Source organism: Vibrio sp. D417a (assembly GCF_030248595.1).
GTDB lineage: Bacteria > Pseudomonadota > Gammaproteobacteria > Enterobacterales > Vibrionaceae > Vibrio > Vibrio alginolyticus.
In genome coordinates this window covers 72,031-89,476 of record NZ_JAHGAM010000003.1, presented here as the reverse complement: position 1 = coordinate 89,476, position 17,446 = coordinate 72,031, and the positions used below count along the sequence as shown (strand labels likewise).

General features: G+C 46.0%; 17 protein-coding genes and 1 riboswitch. Of the genes, 7 read left to right on the top strand and 10 right to left on the bottom strand.

Features of this window, described 5'->3' with window-relative positions; genetic code table 11:
* Positions 1-12: 12 nt before the first annotated feature.
* Both KI742_RS02785 and mdh read right to left on the bottom strand, forming a co-directional pair.
* Positions 13-204: a hypothetical protein gene (locus KI742_RS02785; RefSeq protein WP_005379661.1), complete on the bottom strand. Its 192-nt coding sequence runs from the start codon at positions 202-204 to the stop codon at positions 13-15.
* A gap of 113 nt (positions 205-317) precedes the next feature.
* On the bottom strand, positions 318-1,253 hold the full coding sequence (gene mdh, locus KI742_RS02780) for a malate dehydrogenase (protein ID WP_005379660.1): 936 nt from the start codon (positions 1,251-1,253) through the stop codon (positions 318-320).
* A gap of 359 nt (positions 1,254-1,612) precedes the next feature.
* Here mdh and argR point away from each other — a divergent pair, with 359 nt between their 5' ends.
* The 4 genes from argR (at position 1,613) to KI742_RS02760 (ending at position 6,811) form a co-directional block, all read left to right on the top strand.
* Positions 1,613-2,083 (top strand): transcriptional regulator ArgR, encoded by a 471-nt coding sequence (gene argR / locus KI742_RS02775; RefSeq protein WP_005379659.1) that lies wholly within the window; start codon positions 1,613-1,615, stop codon positions 2,081-2,083.
* A gap of 405 nt (positions 2,084-2,488) precedes the next feature.
* The gene (locus tag KI742_RS02770; RefSeq protein ID WP_005379657.1) at positions 2,489-3,457 is read left to right on the top strand and encodes a TAXI family TRAP transporter solute-binding subunit; all 969 of its coding nucleotides are present in this window, start codon (positions 2,489-2,491) and stop codon (positions 3,455-3,457) included.
* 291 nt (positions 3,458-3,748) lie between these two features.
* On the top strand, positions 3,749-6,328 hold the full coding sequence (locus tag KI742_RS02765) for a TRAP transporter permease (RefSeq protein WP_017820274.1): 2,580 nt from the start codon (positions 3,749-3,751) through the stop codon (positions 6,326-6,328).
* 45 nt (positions 6,329-6,373) lie between these two features.
* On the top strand, positions 6,374-6,811 hold the full coding sequence (locus KI742_RS02760) for a universal stress protein (RefSeq protein WP_005379654.1): 438 nt from the start codon (positions 6,374-6,376) through the stop codon (positions 6,809-6,811).
* A 63-nt stretch (positions 6,812-6,874) separates the two neighbouring features.
* Here the strand turns inward: KI742_RS02760 and KI742_RS02755 are convergent, their stop codons facing one another.
* Entirely contained in the window at positions 6,875-7,951 is a 1,077-nt protein-coding gene (locus KI742_RS02755) for an alkene reductase (protein WP_025768366.1), read from the bottom strand.
* Between the two features lie 92 nt (positions 7,952-8,043).
* Here KI742_RS02755 and KI742_RS02750 point away from each other — a divergent pair, with 92 nt between their 5' ends.
* Complete coding sequence (locus tag KI742_RS02750; RefSeq protein WP_042522435.1) at positions 8,044-8,991, top strand: LysR family transcriptional regulator; 948 nt, start codon at positions 8,044-8,046, stop codon at positions 8,989-8,991.
* Between the two features lie 18 nt (positions 8,992-9,009).
* Here the strand turns inward: KI742_RS02750 and thiQ are convergent, their stop codons facing one another.
* From thiQ to mpl, 5 genes are all read right to left on the bottom strand, one after another.
* Entirely contained in the window at positions 9,010-9,714 is a 705-nt protein-coding gene (thiQ, locus tag KI742_RS02745) for a thiamine ABC transporter ATP-binding protein (protein ID WP_005379648.1), read from the bottom strand.
* A complete protein-coding gene (gene thiP / locus KI742_RS02740; protein WP_238843525.1) occupies positions 9,714-11,300 on the bottom strand; it encodes a thiamine/thiamine pyrophosphate ABC transporter permease ThiP in 1,587 nt (528 codons plus the stop codon). The genes thiQ and thiP overlap by 1 nt, the downstream gene beginning before the upstream one ends.
* Before the next feature lie 41 nt (positions 11,301-11,341).
* On the bottom strand, positions 11,342-12,334 hold the full coding sequence (gene thiB, locus KI742_RS02735) for a thiamine ABC transporter substrate binding subunit (RefSeq protein WP_042522439.1): 993 nt from the start codon (positions 12,332-12,334) through the stop codon (positions 11,342-11,344).
* Between the two features lie 72 nt (positions 12,335-12,406).
* Positions 12,407-12,543: riboswitch (TPP riboswitch) on the bottom strand.
* Between the two features lie 37 nt (positions 12,544-12,580).
* The gene (locus KI742_RS02730) at positions 12,581-13,219 is read right to left on the bottom strand and encodes a flavin prenyltransferase UbiX (protein ID WP_025768362.1); all 639 of its coding nucleotides are present in this window, start codon (positions 13,217-13,219) and stop codon (positions 12,581-12,583) included.
* A 5-nt stretch (positions 13,220-13,224) separates the two neighbouring features.
* A complete protein-coding gene (gene mpl, locus KI742_RS02725) occupies positions 13,225-14,583 on the bottom strand; it encodes a UDP-N-acetylmuramate:L-alanyl-gamma-D-glutamyl-meso-diaminopimelate ligase (protein ID WP_285385119.1) in 1,359 nt (452 codons plus the stop codon).
* 312 nt (positions 14,584-14,895) lie between these two features.
* Between mpl and fbp the strand changes: the two genes are divergently transcribed.
* Entirely contained in the window at positions 14,896-15,912 is a 1,017-nt protein-coding gene (fbp, locus tag KI742_RS02720) for a class 1 fructose-bisphosphatase (protein ID WP_005383114.1), read from the top strand.
* Positions 15,913-16,039: 127 nt separating this feature from the next.
* Complete coding sequence (ppa, locus tag KI742_RS02715; RefSeq protein WP_005379635.1) at positions 16,040-16,570, top strand: inorganic diphosphatase; 531 nt, start codon at positions 16,040-16,042, stop codon at positions 16,568-16,570.
* A gap of 73 nt (positions 16,571-16,643) precedes the next feature.
* On the opposite strand, the gene KI742_RS02710 is transcribed toward ppa, so the two are convergent.
* Complete coding sequence (locus KI742_RS02710; protein WP_017633454.1) at positions 16,644-17,006, bottom strand: DUF2799 domain-containing protein; 363 nt, start codon at positions 17,004-17,006, stop codon at positions 16,644-16,646.
* A gap of 49 nt (positions 17,007-17,055) precedes the next feature.
* Positions 17,056-17,403: a gamma-glutamylcyclotransferase gene (locus KI742_RS02705; protein ID WP_054576638.1), complete on the bottom strand. Its 348-nt coding sequence runs from the start codon at positions 17,401-17,403 to the stop codon at positions 17,056-17,058.
* Between the last annotated feature and the right edge of the window lie 43 nt (positions 17,404-17,446).

Below are 17,446 nucleotides of genomic sequence, written 5' to 3'. Positions count from 1 at the left end.
ACGCCGGAGGCGCTAGTAATATCTGTCACTACCGCCATGCAGTTGTGGATCATCTTCTATTTCATCAAAGCTAACGGCGAGCTGCTGTTCAGTCCCTTGTTTGGACAACAATACTGTCTCTGCTTCATGATCGACCACTAATATCGTACCGACGCCTTGTTGGCACTCAACAACCATGCCTTTACGGATTCGACTCGCTTCCATCATCTTCTCCTTCACTACGTGGTTTTATTCGACCATTTTTACGAAGTTGAGAAATCAAGGATCAAAAAAGCCGATCAAAATGATCGGCTTTCTTCTTATATAGGCTTTCTAGATTACTTTGCGAATTCAACACCAATGTTGATGTCGCCATTTAGTGTTTCTAGCATACCGTCTAATGCAGACTTTTCGTAATCGCTGAGTTTGCCGTAGCTTAGTACTTCTTCAACGCCTTCTTTACCCAGTTTCACAGGTTGCGCGAAGTACGTCGCGTGTTCGCCGTCGCCTTCAACGTAAGCGCACTCAACTACGCCTTCTTCACCTTGAAGAGCACGAACCAGAGACAGACCAAAGCGACATGCAGCTTGGCCCATTGATAGTGTTGCACTACCACCACCCGCTTTCGCTTCTACAACTTCAGTACCTGCATTTTGAATACGTTTCGTTAATGCTTCTACTTCTTCAGCTGTAAACTCAACACCTTCCACTTGAGACAGTAGAGGTAAGATCGTTACGCCAGAGTGACCACCAATTACTGGCACGCGAACGTCACCTGGATCTTTGTCTTTTAGCTCAGCAACAAACGTTTCTGAACGGATAACATCCAACGTTGTTACACCAAATAGACGACGCTTATCATAAACACCCGCTTTTTTAAGAACTTCAGCAGCAATTGGCACTGTTGTATTTACAGGGTTTGTGATGATACCAACACAAGCTTTCGGACAAACAACCGCAATCTTCTCCGCTAGCGATTTAACGATACCAGCGTTTACATTAAATAGATCCGCACGATCCATACCTGGCTTACGCGCAACACCAGCAGAAATTAGCACAACATCCGCGCCTTCTAGTGCTGGAGTAGGATCTTCACCAGCGTAACCTTTGATAGAAACTGGCGTAGGGATGTGGCTAAGATCAGCGGCCACACCAGGAGTTACTGGAGCAATATCATATAGGGCTAGATCAGAACCAGCAGGAAGACGGTTCTTAAGTAGAAGGGCCAGGGCTTGACCGATGCCACCAGCGGCACCAATAACGGCTACTTTCATGTAGTTCTCCTTGAGAGTATTTCTCTTATAAACGTATTCGTAGGGTAGTTTGTAACCAACTTAAATAAAGCTATCGGAATCACAACTTGATTACAATCAATTAACGCTAGCTTTGCGACCTCGCGCAACTCGCTGTTACCGTGCTACAAATGGGGCTTGGATTATTCTTTTATTCTGTTGAAATGACAAGGAATTCAAGAAAACAGATACAGCCCTACTTCAGCGCGCTAAAGAATTCTATGTGGTATATAGTTTACAGTGACGCATCTAACATAATCCTGGGACTCTTTGGCACCGCCTGAATATATATGCGAGAATATGCAAAATTGCTGACCCGTAATAAGAGATTTGTAATGACTATGCGCAATTCAGAAAAACAAGACAACTTAGTTCGCGCCTTTAAAGCCCTGTTAAAAGAAGAAAGCTTTGGCTCACAGGGCGAGATTGTTGACGCACTCAAACAGCAAGGGTTTGAGAGTATCAACCAATCTAAAGTCTCACGTATGCTGACTAAATTTGGCGCCGTCCGTACGCGCAATGCAAAAATGGAAATGGTTTACTGTCTTCCTGCTGAGCTAGGTGTCCCAACAGTCAGCAGCTCTCTGCGTGAACTGGTACTAGACATCGATCGTAATGCAGCGTTAGTGGTAATTCACACCGGCCCAGGTGCAGCACAGTTGATTGCTCGCTTGCTTGATTCACTCGGTAAATCCGAAGGTATTCTTGGCGTTGTCGCGGGTGACGATACCATTTTCATTACGCCAACCATGGCAATTACGACTGAGCAACTCTTCAAATCAGTGTGCGAGCTGTTCGAATATACTGGTTAAGTTCTATAAAGCTTCAATCAGCTAACTCATTGTGGGTTATAAAAGAAGTCTCATTTTGTAGCCCATAATTTATGTAAATTTTTTGCTTACTCCGCTCGTTCTTTAACCACCCATTTTGTGATTAACATCACGCAATTGATTTTTTTCATTTCAGTCACTAAACGTTAATTAAGTAATTGTTATAAAAAGAATTAAATCACAAATTGAATCCTATCCCCTGATACAAAATTCAGACTTATCAACTATAACATTTAACAATTGGATAATTTTCTGCCAATTTTTTGTTATGATTCGCTCGCTTTTTCAAACGATTGGATTGAAAAAGGTGCCGTTTCCAAATAGGAAACTCCAGAAGTGATTTATGGTTATTTCCGGGTAAATAATGAATATAAGGAAGGGAAATTCATGGCATTTAACAAACTTCTCAAAGTAGGCGCTATCGCTGCAGCCGTAATGGGCGCAGGCGCAGTTAACGCTCAAGAGTTTATTACCATCGGTACTGGCTCTGTGACAGGTGTTTACTACCCAACTGGTGGTGCTATCTGTAAGTTGGTAAATAAAGGTCGTAAAGACCACAACATCCGTTGTTCAGTAGAATCGACTGGTGGCTCAATTTACAACGTTAACACTATCCGTGCAGGCGAATTAGATTTTGGTATCGTGCAATCGGATTGGCAGTACCACGGCTACAACGGTACGAGCAAGTTTGAAGAACAAGGCCCGTACAAGAAGCTACGCGCAATGTTCTCTCTTCATACAGAACCTTTCAACATCATTGCGCGTGCAGATTCAGGTATTGAAAACGTTGAAGACCTGAAAGGTAAGCGAGTAAACATCGGTAACCCAGGCTCTGGTGACCGTGCAACGATGGGCGTTGTCATGGAAGCGATGGGTTGGACAAACGACAGCTTCAAATTGGCGTCTGAGCTAAAAGGCTCTGAACGCTCTCAGGCACTTTGTGATAACAAAATTGACGCCTTCATTTACATGGTCGGCCACCCGAACGGTTCAATCAAAGAAGCAACCACATCATGTGATGCGAAGCTAGTTTCAGCAACAGGCCCTAAAATCGATAAAATTGTTGCCGACAACCCATACTACGCCTTTAGCTCAGTACCGGCTGGTATGTACCGCGGTACAGACAAAGACGTAAACAGCTTTGGTGTTGCAGCAACAATGGTAACGACCTCTGATGTTTCAGACGATGTCGCTTACAACGTGGCAAAAGCTGTGTTTGAAAACTTTGATACCTTCAAACGTCTACACCCTGCATTCGCAAACTTGAAGAAAGAAGACATGGTGAAAGCTGGTCTTTCTATTCCTCTTCACCCAGGTGCAGAAAAATACTACAAAGAAATGGGTCTAATTAAGTAATTACCTCAGACTCTACATACAGGCAGGAAAGAATATTTTCTGCCTGTTTGAGCATACAGGTTGTAGCACGTTCTAACTGTATGCTTTATTCGCCAGTTTTCTTCTGAAAACTGCGAGCTCATACCCAAGAAAACTTAAACGCCGCCTAACAGAGTATCCAACAATCAACACTTTGAGTTCAGGCAGCAAAATACTCGAAAGCAAACTTCGCTCCATTCACTACACTGATAGAGGCGAAGTGTGGTTCTCGATAAAAATCAGACAGGACCATCAATAATAAGGAAAAAGTACATGGCGACGAATCAAGCTCCGTCACAAGATGTGCAAGAAATGGTGGCTCAGGCAGACACAGGTGCACGTAGCCCTTCGGGAATGCAAGGACGAATCCTTTGGTTTGTTCCTCTGTGTTGGTCACTATTTCAATTATGGTACGCATCCCCGTTACCATTTATTTTCAATTTTGGCGTACTGAACGACACGGAAGCGCGATCTATCCACCTTACTTTCGCGATCTTTTTGGCTTTCACTGCTTATCCAGCGATGAAGAATTCTCCTCGCGATCATATCCCTCTTGTTGATTGGATACTCGCGTTGGCAGGCAGCTTTTCAGCAGCCTATATATACCTTTTTTATACTGAGCTAGCAGGACGCTCAGGCGCACCGACAACAGTAGATATCGTTGTTGCTGTTATCGGTATGCTCCTCCTTTTAGAAGCAACACGCCGAGCACTTGGTCCACCATTAATGGTCGTGGCTGCTGTTTTCCTTACTTACACCTTTGCAGGCCCTTACATGCCTGACGTTATCGCGCACAAAGGGGCAAGCTTGAACAAGGCCATGTCTCACTTGTGGCTAACAACTGAAGGCGTATTTGGAGTTGCGCTAGGTGTTTCTACCTCTTTTGTCTTCTTGTTTGTATTGTTTGGAGCAATGCTGGAACGCGCTGGTGCTGGTGCTTACTTCATTAAAGTTGCCTTCTCGTTGCTTGGCCATATGAAAGGTGGCCCAGCTAAAGCGGCCGTTGTTGCATCAGGTTTATCTGGTCTGGTTTCTGGTTCTTCAATCGCAAACGTAGTAACAACTGGCACCTTTACCATTCCACTGATGAAGCGTGTTGGCTTTCCCGGCACAAAAGCGGGTGCGGTAGAGGTAGCGGCTTCAACCAATGGTCAGTTAACACCGCCAATCATGGGTGCTGCAGCATTTTTGATGGTGGAATACGTCGGTATCTCCTACGTTGAGGTGATTAAAGCTGCCCTACTTCCAGCGCTAATATCTTATATTGCTTTAATTTACATTGTTCACCTTGAAGCATGTAAAGCAGGCATGACAGGCCTTCCTCGTCGCCACAATCCAACACTAGTACAAAGTCTGCTGTCCTTTACTGGCACAATCTTAGGATTGTGTGTGATCAGCGCATTGGTTTACTACGGAGTGGGTTGGACAAAGGACGTCTTTGGTGATGCCGCGACACCAATTGTTACCGTCGCACTATTAATCGCGTACGTTGGGTTGGTGAAAGTCTCAGCAAATCACGTGCAAGATGGCGCAATTGAGATTGATGCAGAATTAACAGAAGTACCTGATCCTGGCCCAACCGTTAAGTCAGGCTTGCACTACCTACTCCCTATCGTCGTATTGGTTTGGTGTTTGACTGTCGAACGTTTCTCACCTGGCCTTTCGGCATTCTGGGCAACGGTATTCATGATTTTCATTTTGCTGACTCAACGTCCGTTGATTGCACTGCTGTCAAAGCAAGGAGACATGCTTCAGCAAACCAAAGATGGCTTTGTCGATCTTGCCGAGAGCTTAGTTTCTGGTGCGCGCAATATGATTGGTATCGGCGTTGCAACCGCGGCAGCGGGCACCGTTGTTGGTGTTGTTACACTAACGGGTATCGGCCTAGTGATGACCGACTTCGTCGAGTTTATCTCTGGTGGCAGCATCATTCTTATGCTGCTGTTTACCGCCATCATTAGCTTGGTTCTGGGGATGGGTCTGCCAACAACGGCGAACTACATCGTGGTCTCTACGCTAATGGCGCCGGTTATTGTTACGCTCGGCGCAGCGCATGGCTTAATTATTCCGTTGATAGCGGTGCACTTGTTCGTTTTCTACTTTGGTATTTTGGCCGACGATACCCCACCTGTAGGCCTTGCGGCTTTTGCAGCAGCAGCAATTGCGAAATCAGATCCAATTCGTACTGGTATCCAAGGTTTTACTTACGATATTCGAACCGCTATTTTGCCGTTCATGTTTGTGTTCAATACCCAGCTATTGTTAATGGGGATCGACTCTTGGTGGCATTTGGCACTCACAGTCATCTCATCGATCATTGCAATGCTGATATTCTCTGCGGCAACTCAAGGGTGGTGGTTCACGCGTAACAAGTGGTGGGAAACAGTCCTATTATTAGTACTGACATTTTCGTTTTTCCGTCCAGGTTTTTGGTGGGACATGCTGTACCCAGCGAAAGTTCTTTCTCCTGGCGTTGAGGTAGCTCAAATCACGGAAACACTAAATGTAGGAGAATCATTGGAGTTACGTGTTGCCGGTGAAAACCTTGAGGGCGACTACATTGAGAAAACGGTTCGTCTTCCATTCGAAGACAGTGCGACAACAGCAGACGCACGTATTTCATCTATGGGTCTGATGCTGACCGAAAGTGACAACAAAATGATTGTCGATATGGTTGAATTTGGTAGTCCAGCAGAGTCCGCAGGTATCGACTTTGATTGGGAAATCAAGTGGGTTATCCAGGATGCAGACCGTCCGATGAAAGAGTGGGTGTTTGTACCATGCTTAATGATTTTGCTGGTGCTTGCAATGAACCAAAAACGTCGTGCTCGTAAGGAACAATTGAGCGCATAACCGATTTGGCCCCGAGGATAAAGGGGCCTTAATGAGAGACATTGAATGTACAAACAAATTCTTGTTCCGGTTGATCTAAATGACCAAGGCTTTTCAGACCGAGCGGTTGAACTAGCGGTTTGGCAGGCAAAGCAAGCAAATGCTCAAATCCATCTTCTGACTGTACTACCTGGTATTCACATGTCGATGGTTGCCACATACTTTCCGAAAGATGCTGCGGCCAAAATGAAGCAAGACGTGAAGCAGCAACTAAAAACTTTCGCTAATGAGCATATTGCTGAAGATGTGGTTTACCAAGTGCATGTTGCTGAAGGCAAGGCCTACGCGACCATTCTTGATTATGCAGAACGTTTAGGCGCTGATCTCATCATTATGCCAAGCCACAAGCGCTCTAAAATCAATAAAGTAATGCTTGGCTCTGTCGCGAGTAAGGTTGTGGAATATTCTCCAATCAATGTGATGGTCGTAAAACCGCAAGGCTAAGTAAATACAGAAACGAAAAAGGACGCTAACATTAGCGTCCTTTTTATATGAAACAAGTAAGGGTTATGCCATCACTGGGTAATCGGTATAACCTTCTGCTCCCCCCAAATAAAAGTGTTCTGGTTTCGCCTCATTAAGAGGTGCATTTTTCTTAAATCGCTCAACTAAATCTGGGTTTGCGATAAAGGGAACGCCAAATGCGACCACATCAACTTTGTTTTCTGCAATTGCTGTTGCCGCTTCTTGTGCACTGTAGCCCACGTTCGCCATTAAGTGACCTTGATAGTTTTCGCGTGCTGGCTTGAGAACATCTGCTTTTTGTACGCCTTTCAGATCCGCACGCATCACGTGCCAATAAGCAAGATCGAAAGAATTAAGTTGCTCTGCTAAGTAACGCACCAAACCAACTGGATCACTGTCTTTCATGTCATTAAATCCATTTAGCGGAGATGTACGCAGACCGACTCTTCCGGGTCCCCACACCTCAACGACTTCTTTCACTATCTCAAGTAAAAATCGAGCACGATTTTCAACCGAGCCACCGTATTCATCGGTACGTAAATTTGAGCCGTCACGAAGGAAGTTATCAATAAGATAACCATTGGCGCCATGTATCTCGACCCCATCAAAGCCGGCTTTCTTGGCGTTTTCTGCACCTTGTTTAAACGCCGCAACAATGGAAGCTATCTCATCCACTTCGAGTGCTCGTGGTACCGTATATGCTTGCTTACCCGAAGGGGTATGGACTAATTCATCACGAATGGCCAATGCGCTCGCCGCTACAGGTGTTTTTCCTTCATTCAGATCAGGATGACAAGCTCGTCCCGCATGCCAAATTTGCAGTACAATCTTACCGCCTCTCTCATGAACCGCATCCGTTACCTTTTTCCAAGCTGCGATTTGCTCTTCGTTGTAAATGCCCGGTTCTGCCATAAAAGCAGACGTACCTTCCATCACCATGGTGCATTCAGCAATGATAAGTCCGGCACTCGCACGTTGAGCGTAGTATTCAACCATAAGGTCATTAGGAATATGGTCTGCGCCAGCACGAGCTCTCGTTAAAGGCGCCATAATAGCACGGTTATCTAATGCTAATTGACCGAGTTCGATAGGAGAAAATAAGTCTACAGAGTTGGACATGTTGTTTACCTCAAATGACAATAACTTGATGGCTAAGGATGAGGTGCCAGACTATAATCAGATTAATATTGAAACAATATGGATAATTGAAAGTGATTGTTCGCAATTTAGAAACAATTGACTTTAGAACGCTTTCTATCTTTGTCACAAGCTGTCGACTACTGAGCTTAACCAAGTGCGCGCTGGAGTTAAACCTACCGAAATCTACTGTTAGTAAAGCCATAACCAAACTCGAACAACACTTTGAAGCCAAACTCCTAGAGCGCACAACCCGAAAGTTAGTGATCACCGAAGCTGGCCAAATGGTTTTAGAGCGTGCTGCAAGCTTAGTTGAGGAATTCCACTCAATTGGCCATGACGTACTGGAGATGGAACAACAGATCCAAGGCCGGCTGCGTATTTCCGCGCCACCAGCGTTGGATGCGTATATGGCGGAACACATCTTTTTGCCATTTTTAAAACAATGGCCAAAAGTACAAATTGCGTTAGAAGCATCGAACGATTTTGTTGATCTGTTTTCACACGGCTTTGATATGGCAATTCGAGTCGGTCAGATAGTTGATGATCGATTGATCGCAAAAAAATTAGGCTATACGACTCGAGTCCTGGCTGCTAGCCCTGAGTATTTAGCTGAGTTCGGCGTACCTGAAACGCCAGAAGACCTGACAAAACACAACTGTTTGAGGTATCAATATGTTTCAGAAATAGGGCCTTGGACGCTGATCTCACACGATAATACCGTCAATGTTTCAATAACCAGTAACTTCTCAAGTACAACTGTAGAAGCAATATTGAAAGGCGCACTTAAAGGACTAGGCATCGCTAACTTACCTGTGCAAAACATGACGCAAGAGCTAGAAAGTGGCACCTTAGTCAGAGTGTTGCCGCAATGGCACACGGTACCAATGCCTATTTATCTAGTCTATCGTCCTGGAGCAAACCGCCCACGGCGCGTACAAGCAATGATTGACCATATCATGAGCTTAAGATCTCAATTTGAATTTGGCCCTAGGCATGGTTTGTGTTGCGGAGAAGCATGACCTAGCAACTATCAGGCACTAGCATGCGGCTCGGATAAATGCCGCAAGCTTCTCACTAGCATGCTGTTCACTCAATGCAGACATATCACCCGCGGCTTCCACTTTACCATCCGCCACAAACACAAAGTGGCTGGCAATCGCTTTGGCATCGCTTAAATGGTGCGTGACCATCAATACGGTTATTCCCCGCTCTGCTGCCAGTTTTTTTACCAAGCTCAGCATCTCTTCACGCAACACCGGATCAAGCGCCGAGAACGGCTCATCCAACAGCCACATGGGATGAGGCTGAACAAAACAACGCGCTAAGGCAACACGTTGACGCTGGCCACCAGAAAGATGCTCTGGCAAACGGTCGAGGTACTCTGCAACACCAACTTGCTGCGCGGCTTGTTCAATCTGACGATTTTGGTCCACCGTAAGCTTTAGCCCTGGGTGTAAGCCCAAACCGATGTTGTCACGCACCGATAAGTGAGCAAACAAATTGTGCTCTTGGAACAACATAGAGAACGGACGCAGATAAGGCTCTTTACGCACAATGGACTCACCATCAACACAAATATCACCACGGTCAGGATGGATGAATCCTGCCACCAACGCCAGCAAGGTTGACTTCCCTGCCCCACTTGGTCCCATCAGCGACACAATCTGTCCTTGCTCAATCGTTAAGTCAAAACGAAACAGTTCACGTTGGTAGGTGTACTGCACATCATCCAACACTAACATTACGCTCTCTCCTTCGTTTTCAATACTTTCTCAATCAAGGCAAAACAGCCCACACTCAACAACAATAGGGTCACCGATACCACCGCAGCTGCGTCCATCTGATAACTGCCAAGCAACTGGAACAAATACAGAGGTAAGGTACGAAACTCTTGTCCACCAAGCAGTGCTATGGCACTTAAATCCCCTATTGCAAACATAAAGCTGATCGCAAACGCATGTGCAAACGGCTTGCGTAGCGCCTGCCACTCCACCACTTTAAACCGTTGCCAGCCACGCATGCCTAAGCTGGCACATACATACTGATACTGTTGTTCAATGTGCAGCATTGGCTGCGCTAGCGTTTTGATCACGTAAGGCAAAGCCATCAAACCGTTCACCAAAATCACGACAAAAAATGCCAAGCTAAAAACATCGGTAAATGCGCGCAGTAGTAAGAATAAACCGGTGCTAATCACCAGACCTGGAGTCACCAAAATAATGGTGCCGATTAACTCTATCTGATCGGCTCGCGTGTTTTTGTACTGCAACCTCCAACGGCGACTGGTCAATAGTATGGACACCCCTGCAGCGACCGCAAGCGCGCTAGCGACACAGGCGACTTTGAGGGAGTTCAATAGCGCAGACCAAAAACGCTCATCGGTTAATACTGTCCAAACTTGTTGGTTGATGCCACTCAGTAACACCATCAATAACGGCGGTATTACCAGTAAAAAGGCACCTATGATCCAAAAGCTATCCCAAGCTTTTGACCACCCATGATCCTTCGTTAAAAATTGCTGTACCGATGTGCTGCCAGCACTGATAGCAACAGGCTTTGTTAACTTCTGCACACCAATAGCAAGCAGTCCACATAACAGCATCTGCCACAGCGCCAATAACGCCCCAGCTTGTAAATCAAAATCAAACTTAATCGCTTGGTAAATGGCCAATTCAATGGTGGTGGATTTTGGCCCGCCCCCCAACGCCATTACAGTGGCAAAACTGGTAAAGCACAACATAAACACCAACCCACAAACGTGGGGAAGCTGCTGCCTTAAACGCGGCCATTCTACCCAGCGAAACTTATCCCAATGGCTCATCCCAAGATGCGCGCAAAGCTTATGCTGCTCGGCAGGAATAGACTCCAAGGCTTGCAGAAGCAATCGCGCCGCGTAAGGTAAATTAAAGAACACATGGGCGAGTAAAATACCGTTCAAACCGTAAATAGAGAATGGCAGTTTAGTATCGAAACTTTGCAACCACTGCGCCAACAAACCACTGTTGCCATAAATCGCTAACAACCCAAAAACACCAACCAAAACCGGTAAAACCAGTGTCGATGCAAACAGCTTAAGCAGTAATGATTTACCAATAAATTGGCGACGCGAAAGTGCGTGCGCTACTGGAATGGCAAAGCCAACACTGAGCAATGTGGAAAGAAACGCTTGGTAGAAACTGAACTTGGTGACATGTTGATAGTACGGGTCGCCCCATACCACAGACACATCAAGTGAAGGGGCTTGAACAATCAAAGCACCTAGGGCAGAAATAACAAAGGTCGCGATGATCATCGCGACCCCTAAACCTATTTTTGGAACAGAATTCAAAGGTAAAACCTATCTCATTCAGATGAGGATGGAAACGTCAGCTAAAACGTCAATGCGCTTTGCCATTCGCGAATCCAAGACTTACGCATTTTTGCCACTTCATCAGCACTAAAGCTCAACGACTTGCTTGGAACACTCAAAGTTTCAAAACCTTTAGGTAACTCAACGTCAGTGACTGGGTACATCCAGTTACCCGTTGGCATCGCCGATTGGAACTCATCACTTAAAATGAAACTCATAAATTGATCAGCAAGTTCTGAGTTTTTTGCCCCTTTCACTTTGGCGGCTACTTCAACTTGCATGTAGTGGCCTTCAGCAAAATTCGCCGTAGCAAACTTCGAATCGTTTTCCGCAATTAAGTGGTACGCAGGTGAAGTGGTGTAAGAAAGCACTAAATCGGACTCACCATTGAGGAACATAGAATACGCCTCAGACCAACCTTTCGTGACCGTTACGGTTTTGCTCGCTAGCTTCTGCCACGCTTGCGTCACATCGTCGCCATAAATAGATTTCATCCATAGCATTAAGCCTTGGCCCGGCGTTGAAGTCCGCGGATCTTGGTAAATCACTTTCAGATCGTCGCGCGTTTCCACCAGCTCTTTCATGCTTTTCGGCGGATTAGCCAGTTTCTCTTTGTTGTACACAAACGCGAAGTAGCCGTAATCGTACGGTACAAACGTCGTGTCACTCCAACCGTTTGGTAACACTGTATTGGACGTATCCACATTGTGCTCGGCAAGCAGACCGGTTTTCTTCGCTTCTGCCATCAGATTGTTATCCAAACCTAATACGATGTCCGCTTTGCTATTACCGCCTTCAAGACGAAGACGATTCAGAATCGACACACCATCGTCCAACGCTACGAAGTTAACGTCACAGCCACATTTTGCTTCAAAAGCTTGCTCGATTTTAGGACCCGGGCCCCAATCTGCGGCAAAAGAGTCGTAGGTATAGATGGTTAATGTGTTTTCAGCGGCAAACGCTGAAGTAGAGGTGATTGCAGCTAGGGCAATCAGATTTAGAGTGGGTTTCACTGCTCGCTCTCCATGAGTATTTCAGAGAAATAAGTTGAGCGGCACAGGGTTTGAGGCGGCTATTAAGGACTTCCAATATCCAGACTCAATTCCTACGCCAGCATTATCTGGTTCAGGTAATACGGGTCCCTAGTTAAACACTTAGGTCTCAGCGCCCCAATGCATTGATTGACTCAATGCTAAATGGGTTTGCTCCCCGATGAGTTGGATGGATTGTAAAGGTATTTGAGTGGTTACACAATCAGCTCACGAGCGCTGGTCATAACCCCAACGAGGCACCAAACCTTGCTCAATACCTAAGTGGTCGAGAATTCTCGCCACCATAAAATCCACTAAGTCTTCAATGCTCTTTGGCTGATGATAGAAGCCCGGAGCCGCTGGCATGATGGTGACGCCCATTTGCGACAGTTTGTGCATGTTCTCCAGATGCAGCGTTGAGAATGGTGTTTCGCGAACCACGAGCAACAGCTGCCCGCGCTCTTTCATTACTACATCAGCGGCCCGTTCGATCAAGTTGTCCGACATACCGTGTGCTATGGCCGCAACGCTTCCCGCAGAGCATGGGCAAACCACCATTTGCTTGGGTGCAGCAGAACCAGACGCAACCGGCGAGAACCAATCGTCTTTACCGCAAACGGTGATGTTATTTGGATTGCAGTTCAGGTGCTCTACTAATGCTTGCTGTGCTGCTTCTGGGCCACTTGGTAGCTTAAGATTATGCTCGGTTGCCATCACGACACGAGCCGCCGAAGAAATCAGAACGTAGACATGATAATCCGCCGCAACCAAGCATTCTAAAAGACGAAGGCCGTAGGGAGCACCAGAAGCCCCCGTTAATGCCAACGTGATGGCTTTTTTGTGAGAGGGTTGTGTTTTGTTTTGCATATCAATCAGGCTTTTTGTTTTAACTGCTCAAGAAGTTTTCCGTGAATACCACCAAAGCCACCGTTACTCATGACTAGAATTTGGTCACCTGGTCGCGCACGTTCGACGATCTTGGCTACAAAGTTATCTATATCCGCATCGACAAACGCTGGCTGTTTGCATTGGTCGGCAATGTCTTGCACAGACCACTCGATATTATCTGGCTGGAACAAGAAGACTTCATCTGCACTGTGTAGTGACTCTGCAAGTGTGTTTTTGTGTACACCACGCTTCATGGTGGCAGAACGCGGCTCTAACACAGCAAGGATGCGTTTTTCACCTACCTTGTTACGCAAACCACCGACAGTAAGTTCAATTGCCGTTGGGTGATGCGCAAAATCATCGTAAACCGTCACACCTTGTTCTTCACTTTTCAGCTCTAAACGGCGCTTGGTATTGATGAAACGCCCTAATGCCTGGCAAGCAAGATCCGGAGTGACTCCAACATGTCGTGCAGCAGCGATTGCCATCAGCGCATTATCCACATTGTGGTCACCCACCAAATTCCATTCGACGGTACCAACCTTCTCGCCTTGCAACGCAACGTCAAATTTTGAGCCATCAAGCACTAATTTGTGCGCTTGCCAGTCACCATTCTCACCAGAGAACTGTTTTTCAGTCCAGCAGCCACGCTCTAATACATCCGCTAACGCCTGATCTTTTCTCGGCGCTAAGATCAACCCATTGCCCGGTACAGTTCGCACTAAATGATGGAATTGGCGCTTGATCGCTTCTAGATCATCGAAGATGTCAGCATGATCAAACTCAAGGTTGTTCATGATTAAAGTGCGAGGATGGTAGTGCACAAACTTAGAACGCTTATCGAAAAAAGCACTGTCATATTCGTCCGCTTCAACGACAAAAAACATACTTTCACCCAAACGAGCAGACACTCCGAAGTTACCGAGTACCCCACCGACTAAGAAACCCGGTTGATAACCACAATCTTCAAGTATCCAAGCAAGCATGCTCGACGTGGTCGTTTTCCCATGTGTACCCGATACCGCCAATACCCAACGATCATGCAGCAAAAACTCGTTGAGCCACTGCGGGCCAGAGGTGTAACGCATGTTAGTGTTGAGCACATGCTCGACACAAGGGTTGCCACGGCTCATCGCATTACCAATCACCACAAGATCTGGTTGAGGGTCGAGTTGAGACGGGTCAAAGCCTTCAATAATTTCAATACCTTGAGACTCAAGCAGTGTGCTCATTGGCGGATAAACGTTGGCATCAGAACCAGTGACTTTATGTCCTAATTGGCGCGCTAGAATCGCTGCGCCGCCCATAAATGTGCCACAGATACCCAAGATATGAATGTGCATAAACTAAACCTTGTAATGCGTTTTTTAATGCTTTCATTATCGCGATTACCGCCTGAAAAGCGAGTGACTTTAGCCTTCTTCTTGCAGTCCCTTTCACAAATATGACAAGGTTGAACACAGACTGTACAACCTCTTGCTTACTGATGAATCCCTCAAACAAGTCTACAAATAAATTGAGATCTCAAACAGTTACTTCATTACCATTAAAAAGATCTGCGACTTAAACTTACATCCAGCGCAATCGTTTAACATCCATAAAGAGATGCTCACTTGCGCACTACCCCCAATGAAATGAAAATGTAAGGATTAACCATGTCAGGACTGCGCACCCTAGGCGAGTTCATTGTCGAAAAACAAGCGGATTTCCCCCACGCTAGCGGTGATCTATCATCCCTTTTAGCCTCCATTCGTTTAGCTGCAAAAATCGTTAACCGCGAAATCAACGCAGCGGGTCTCGGTGATATCACTGGTGCTGTAGGCACGGAAAATGTCCAAGGTGAAGATCAGCAAAAGCTCGATGTTTACGCGAACGATAAGTTCAAAGCCGCGCTTGAAGCTCGTGATCAAGTGTGTGGCGTTGCCAGTGAAGAAGAAGACGAAGCAGTTGCGTTCAATAAAGAACTCAACCAAAACGCCAAATATGTAGTACTGATGGACCCACTTGATGGTTCTTCTAACATCGATGTGAACGTCTCTGTTGGTACTATCTTCTCGATTTACCGTCGTGTTTCTCCAATCGGTACTCCACCAACTGAAGAAGACTTCCTACAACCTGGTCACAAGCAAGTGGCTGCGGGCTACGTGATTTACGGCTCCTCCACCATGTTGGTATACACAACTGGTAACGGCGTAAACGGCTTTACTTACGACCCATCTATCGGCAGCTTCTGTCTTTCTCATGAAAACATGATGATTCCTGATGATGGTAAGATCTACTCCATCAACGAAGGTAATTACATTCGTTTCCCTCAAGGGGTGAAGAAGTACATCAAGTACTGCCAAGAAAACGTGCCAGAAGACGGTCGCCCATACACTTCTCGCTACATTGGCTCGCTGGTTGCTGATTTCCACCGCAACCTACTGAAAGGTGGTATCTACCTTTACCCAAGCACACAAAGCCACCCACAAGGCAAGCTACGCCTGCTTTACGAATGTAACCCTATGGCATTCCTCATTGAGCAAGCTGGCGGCATTGCATCGGACGGCGTGAATCGCATTATGGACATCAAGCCTACTGAGTTGCACCAGCGTGTACCTTTCTTTGTGGGTTCGAAGAACATGGTTCGCAAAGTTGAAGAGTTCCTTGAACTGCACCGCGACGAAGAATAATTTCAGACCTTTGTCCAACGCGGCAGGTGTTTACCTGCCGCGTTTTTGTCGCTAAAGTGAAACGCGAATTTATCATCAGATGAAGCCGCTTTTGTGTGACTCATCGTTAATGAAAAGGAATATTCTAATGAGCTTAAACCATGTACCAGCAGGCAAGTCGCTGCCTGAAGATATCTATGTCGTTATCGAAATTCCTGCAAATGCAGATCCAATCAAGTACGAAGTAGATAAAGACTCTGGTGCTGTATTTGTCGACCGTTTCATGTCTGCACCAATGTTCTACCCATGCAACTATGGCTACGTGAACAATACCCTGTCTCTTGATGGCGACCCAGTCGACGTATTGGTACCAACACCATACCCACTCATGCCAGGTTCAGTCATTCGCTGCCGTCCTGTTGGCGTTTTGAAGATGACAGATGAATCGGGTGAAGATGCAAAAGTGTTTGCGGTTCCCCACTCAAAAATCTCGAAAGAGTACGAGCACATCCAAGATGTGGACGATATCCCAGAACTACTGAAAGCGCAGATCACGCAATTCTTTGAGCGTTACAAAGAGCTTGAAGCAGGCAAATGGGTGAAAGTGGATGGTTGGGCAGATGTTGCTGCCGCCAAAGCTGAAATCCTAGAATCTTACGAGCGAGCTCAGAAAAAATAAGCATCACTGCTGATACAAAATTAAAAAGAGCTGCTCTAGGGCAGCTCTTTTGCTTTCATCTTACCTGTGTCAACTAGATAGGTGCGCCTGCTGAAGACATTCGTCCAGCGTCGTAGTCATGTTGAAAGAAGGGGTCAACATCATCACAAATGCCAAAATACGGCCGCCCGATAACACCGAGCATATAAGCACTTTGCTCACAATACTCTTGTTTGCCTTGCTGGTAACCCGCTTGATAAGCCATTATCAGTTCTGGCGTCGCATGGTTAACATCATCCAGCTTCGCAATTCGCTCCTCAGATAACTCCCGTAATCCATCTAAAGCTGACTGCTTACCAAACACTTGCCAATCGGTCACATTATTCGAAGTCGGTAGTGTTGTTTGTGCGCATGCAGCAAGAAGCAACGCCATTACTCCAATTACGAATGCTTTCATCGTGACTCCTTAGTGTTTAGCTCGTTGCTATTGATAATGTCAGTATAGCTCACACCTTTTGACACCAATCGCCGGAAGCGATTTCTTCGGTTAATTGCTCAGTATCTTGATATAAGTAGATCCAAGCTTGGCCAAACGGCGTAACGATGCTCTCTCGGCGATATTCCACTGGCACATCTTCCAACTTATCTAGCTCGGATAAGGTTTCATCATCAATCAGATACACTTCACCTTGAATCGAGCGTTGCCCATCAGACAACGCTGGATAAGGGCCTAAGTCATACATTGCAAATTGAGCATCCGTTTCATGTAAACCAAGAAACTGCGCCGAGCGCAAATACTGATGGTTGTACTCTCCCTTGCGTAACGTGCCGTAGACAAAAATCAAATGCTGCATAACCACTCCTTAGTCATGACTGTGTATGCTTAGGTTAAAGCAC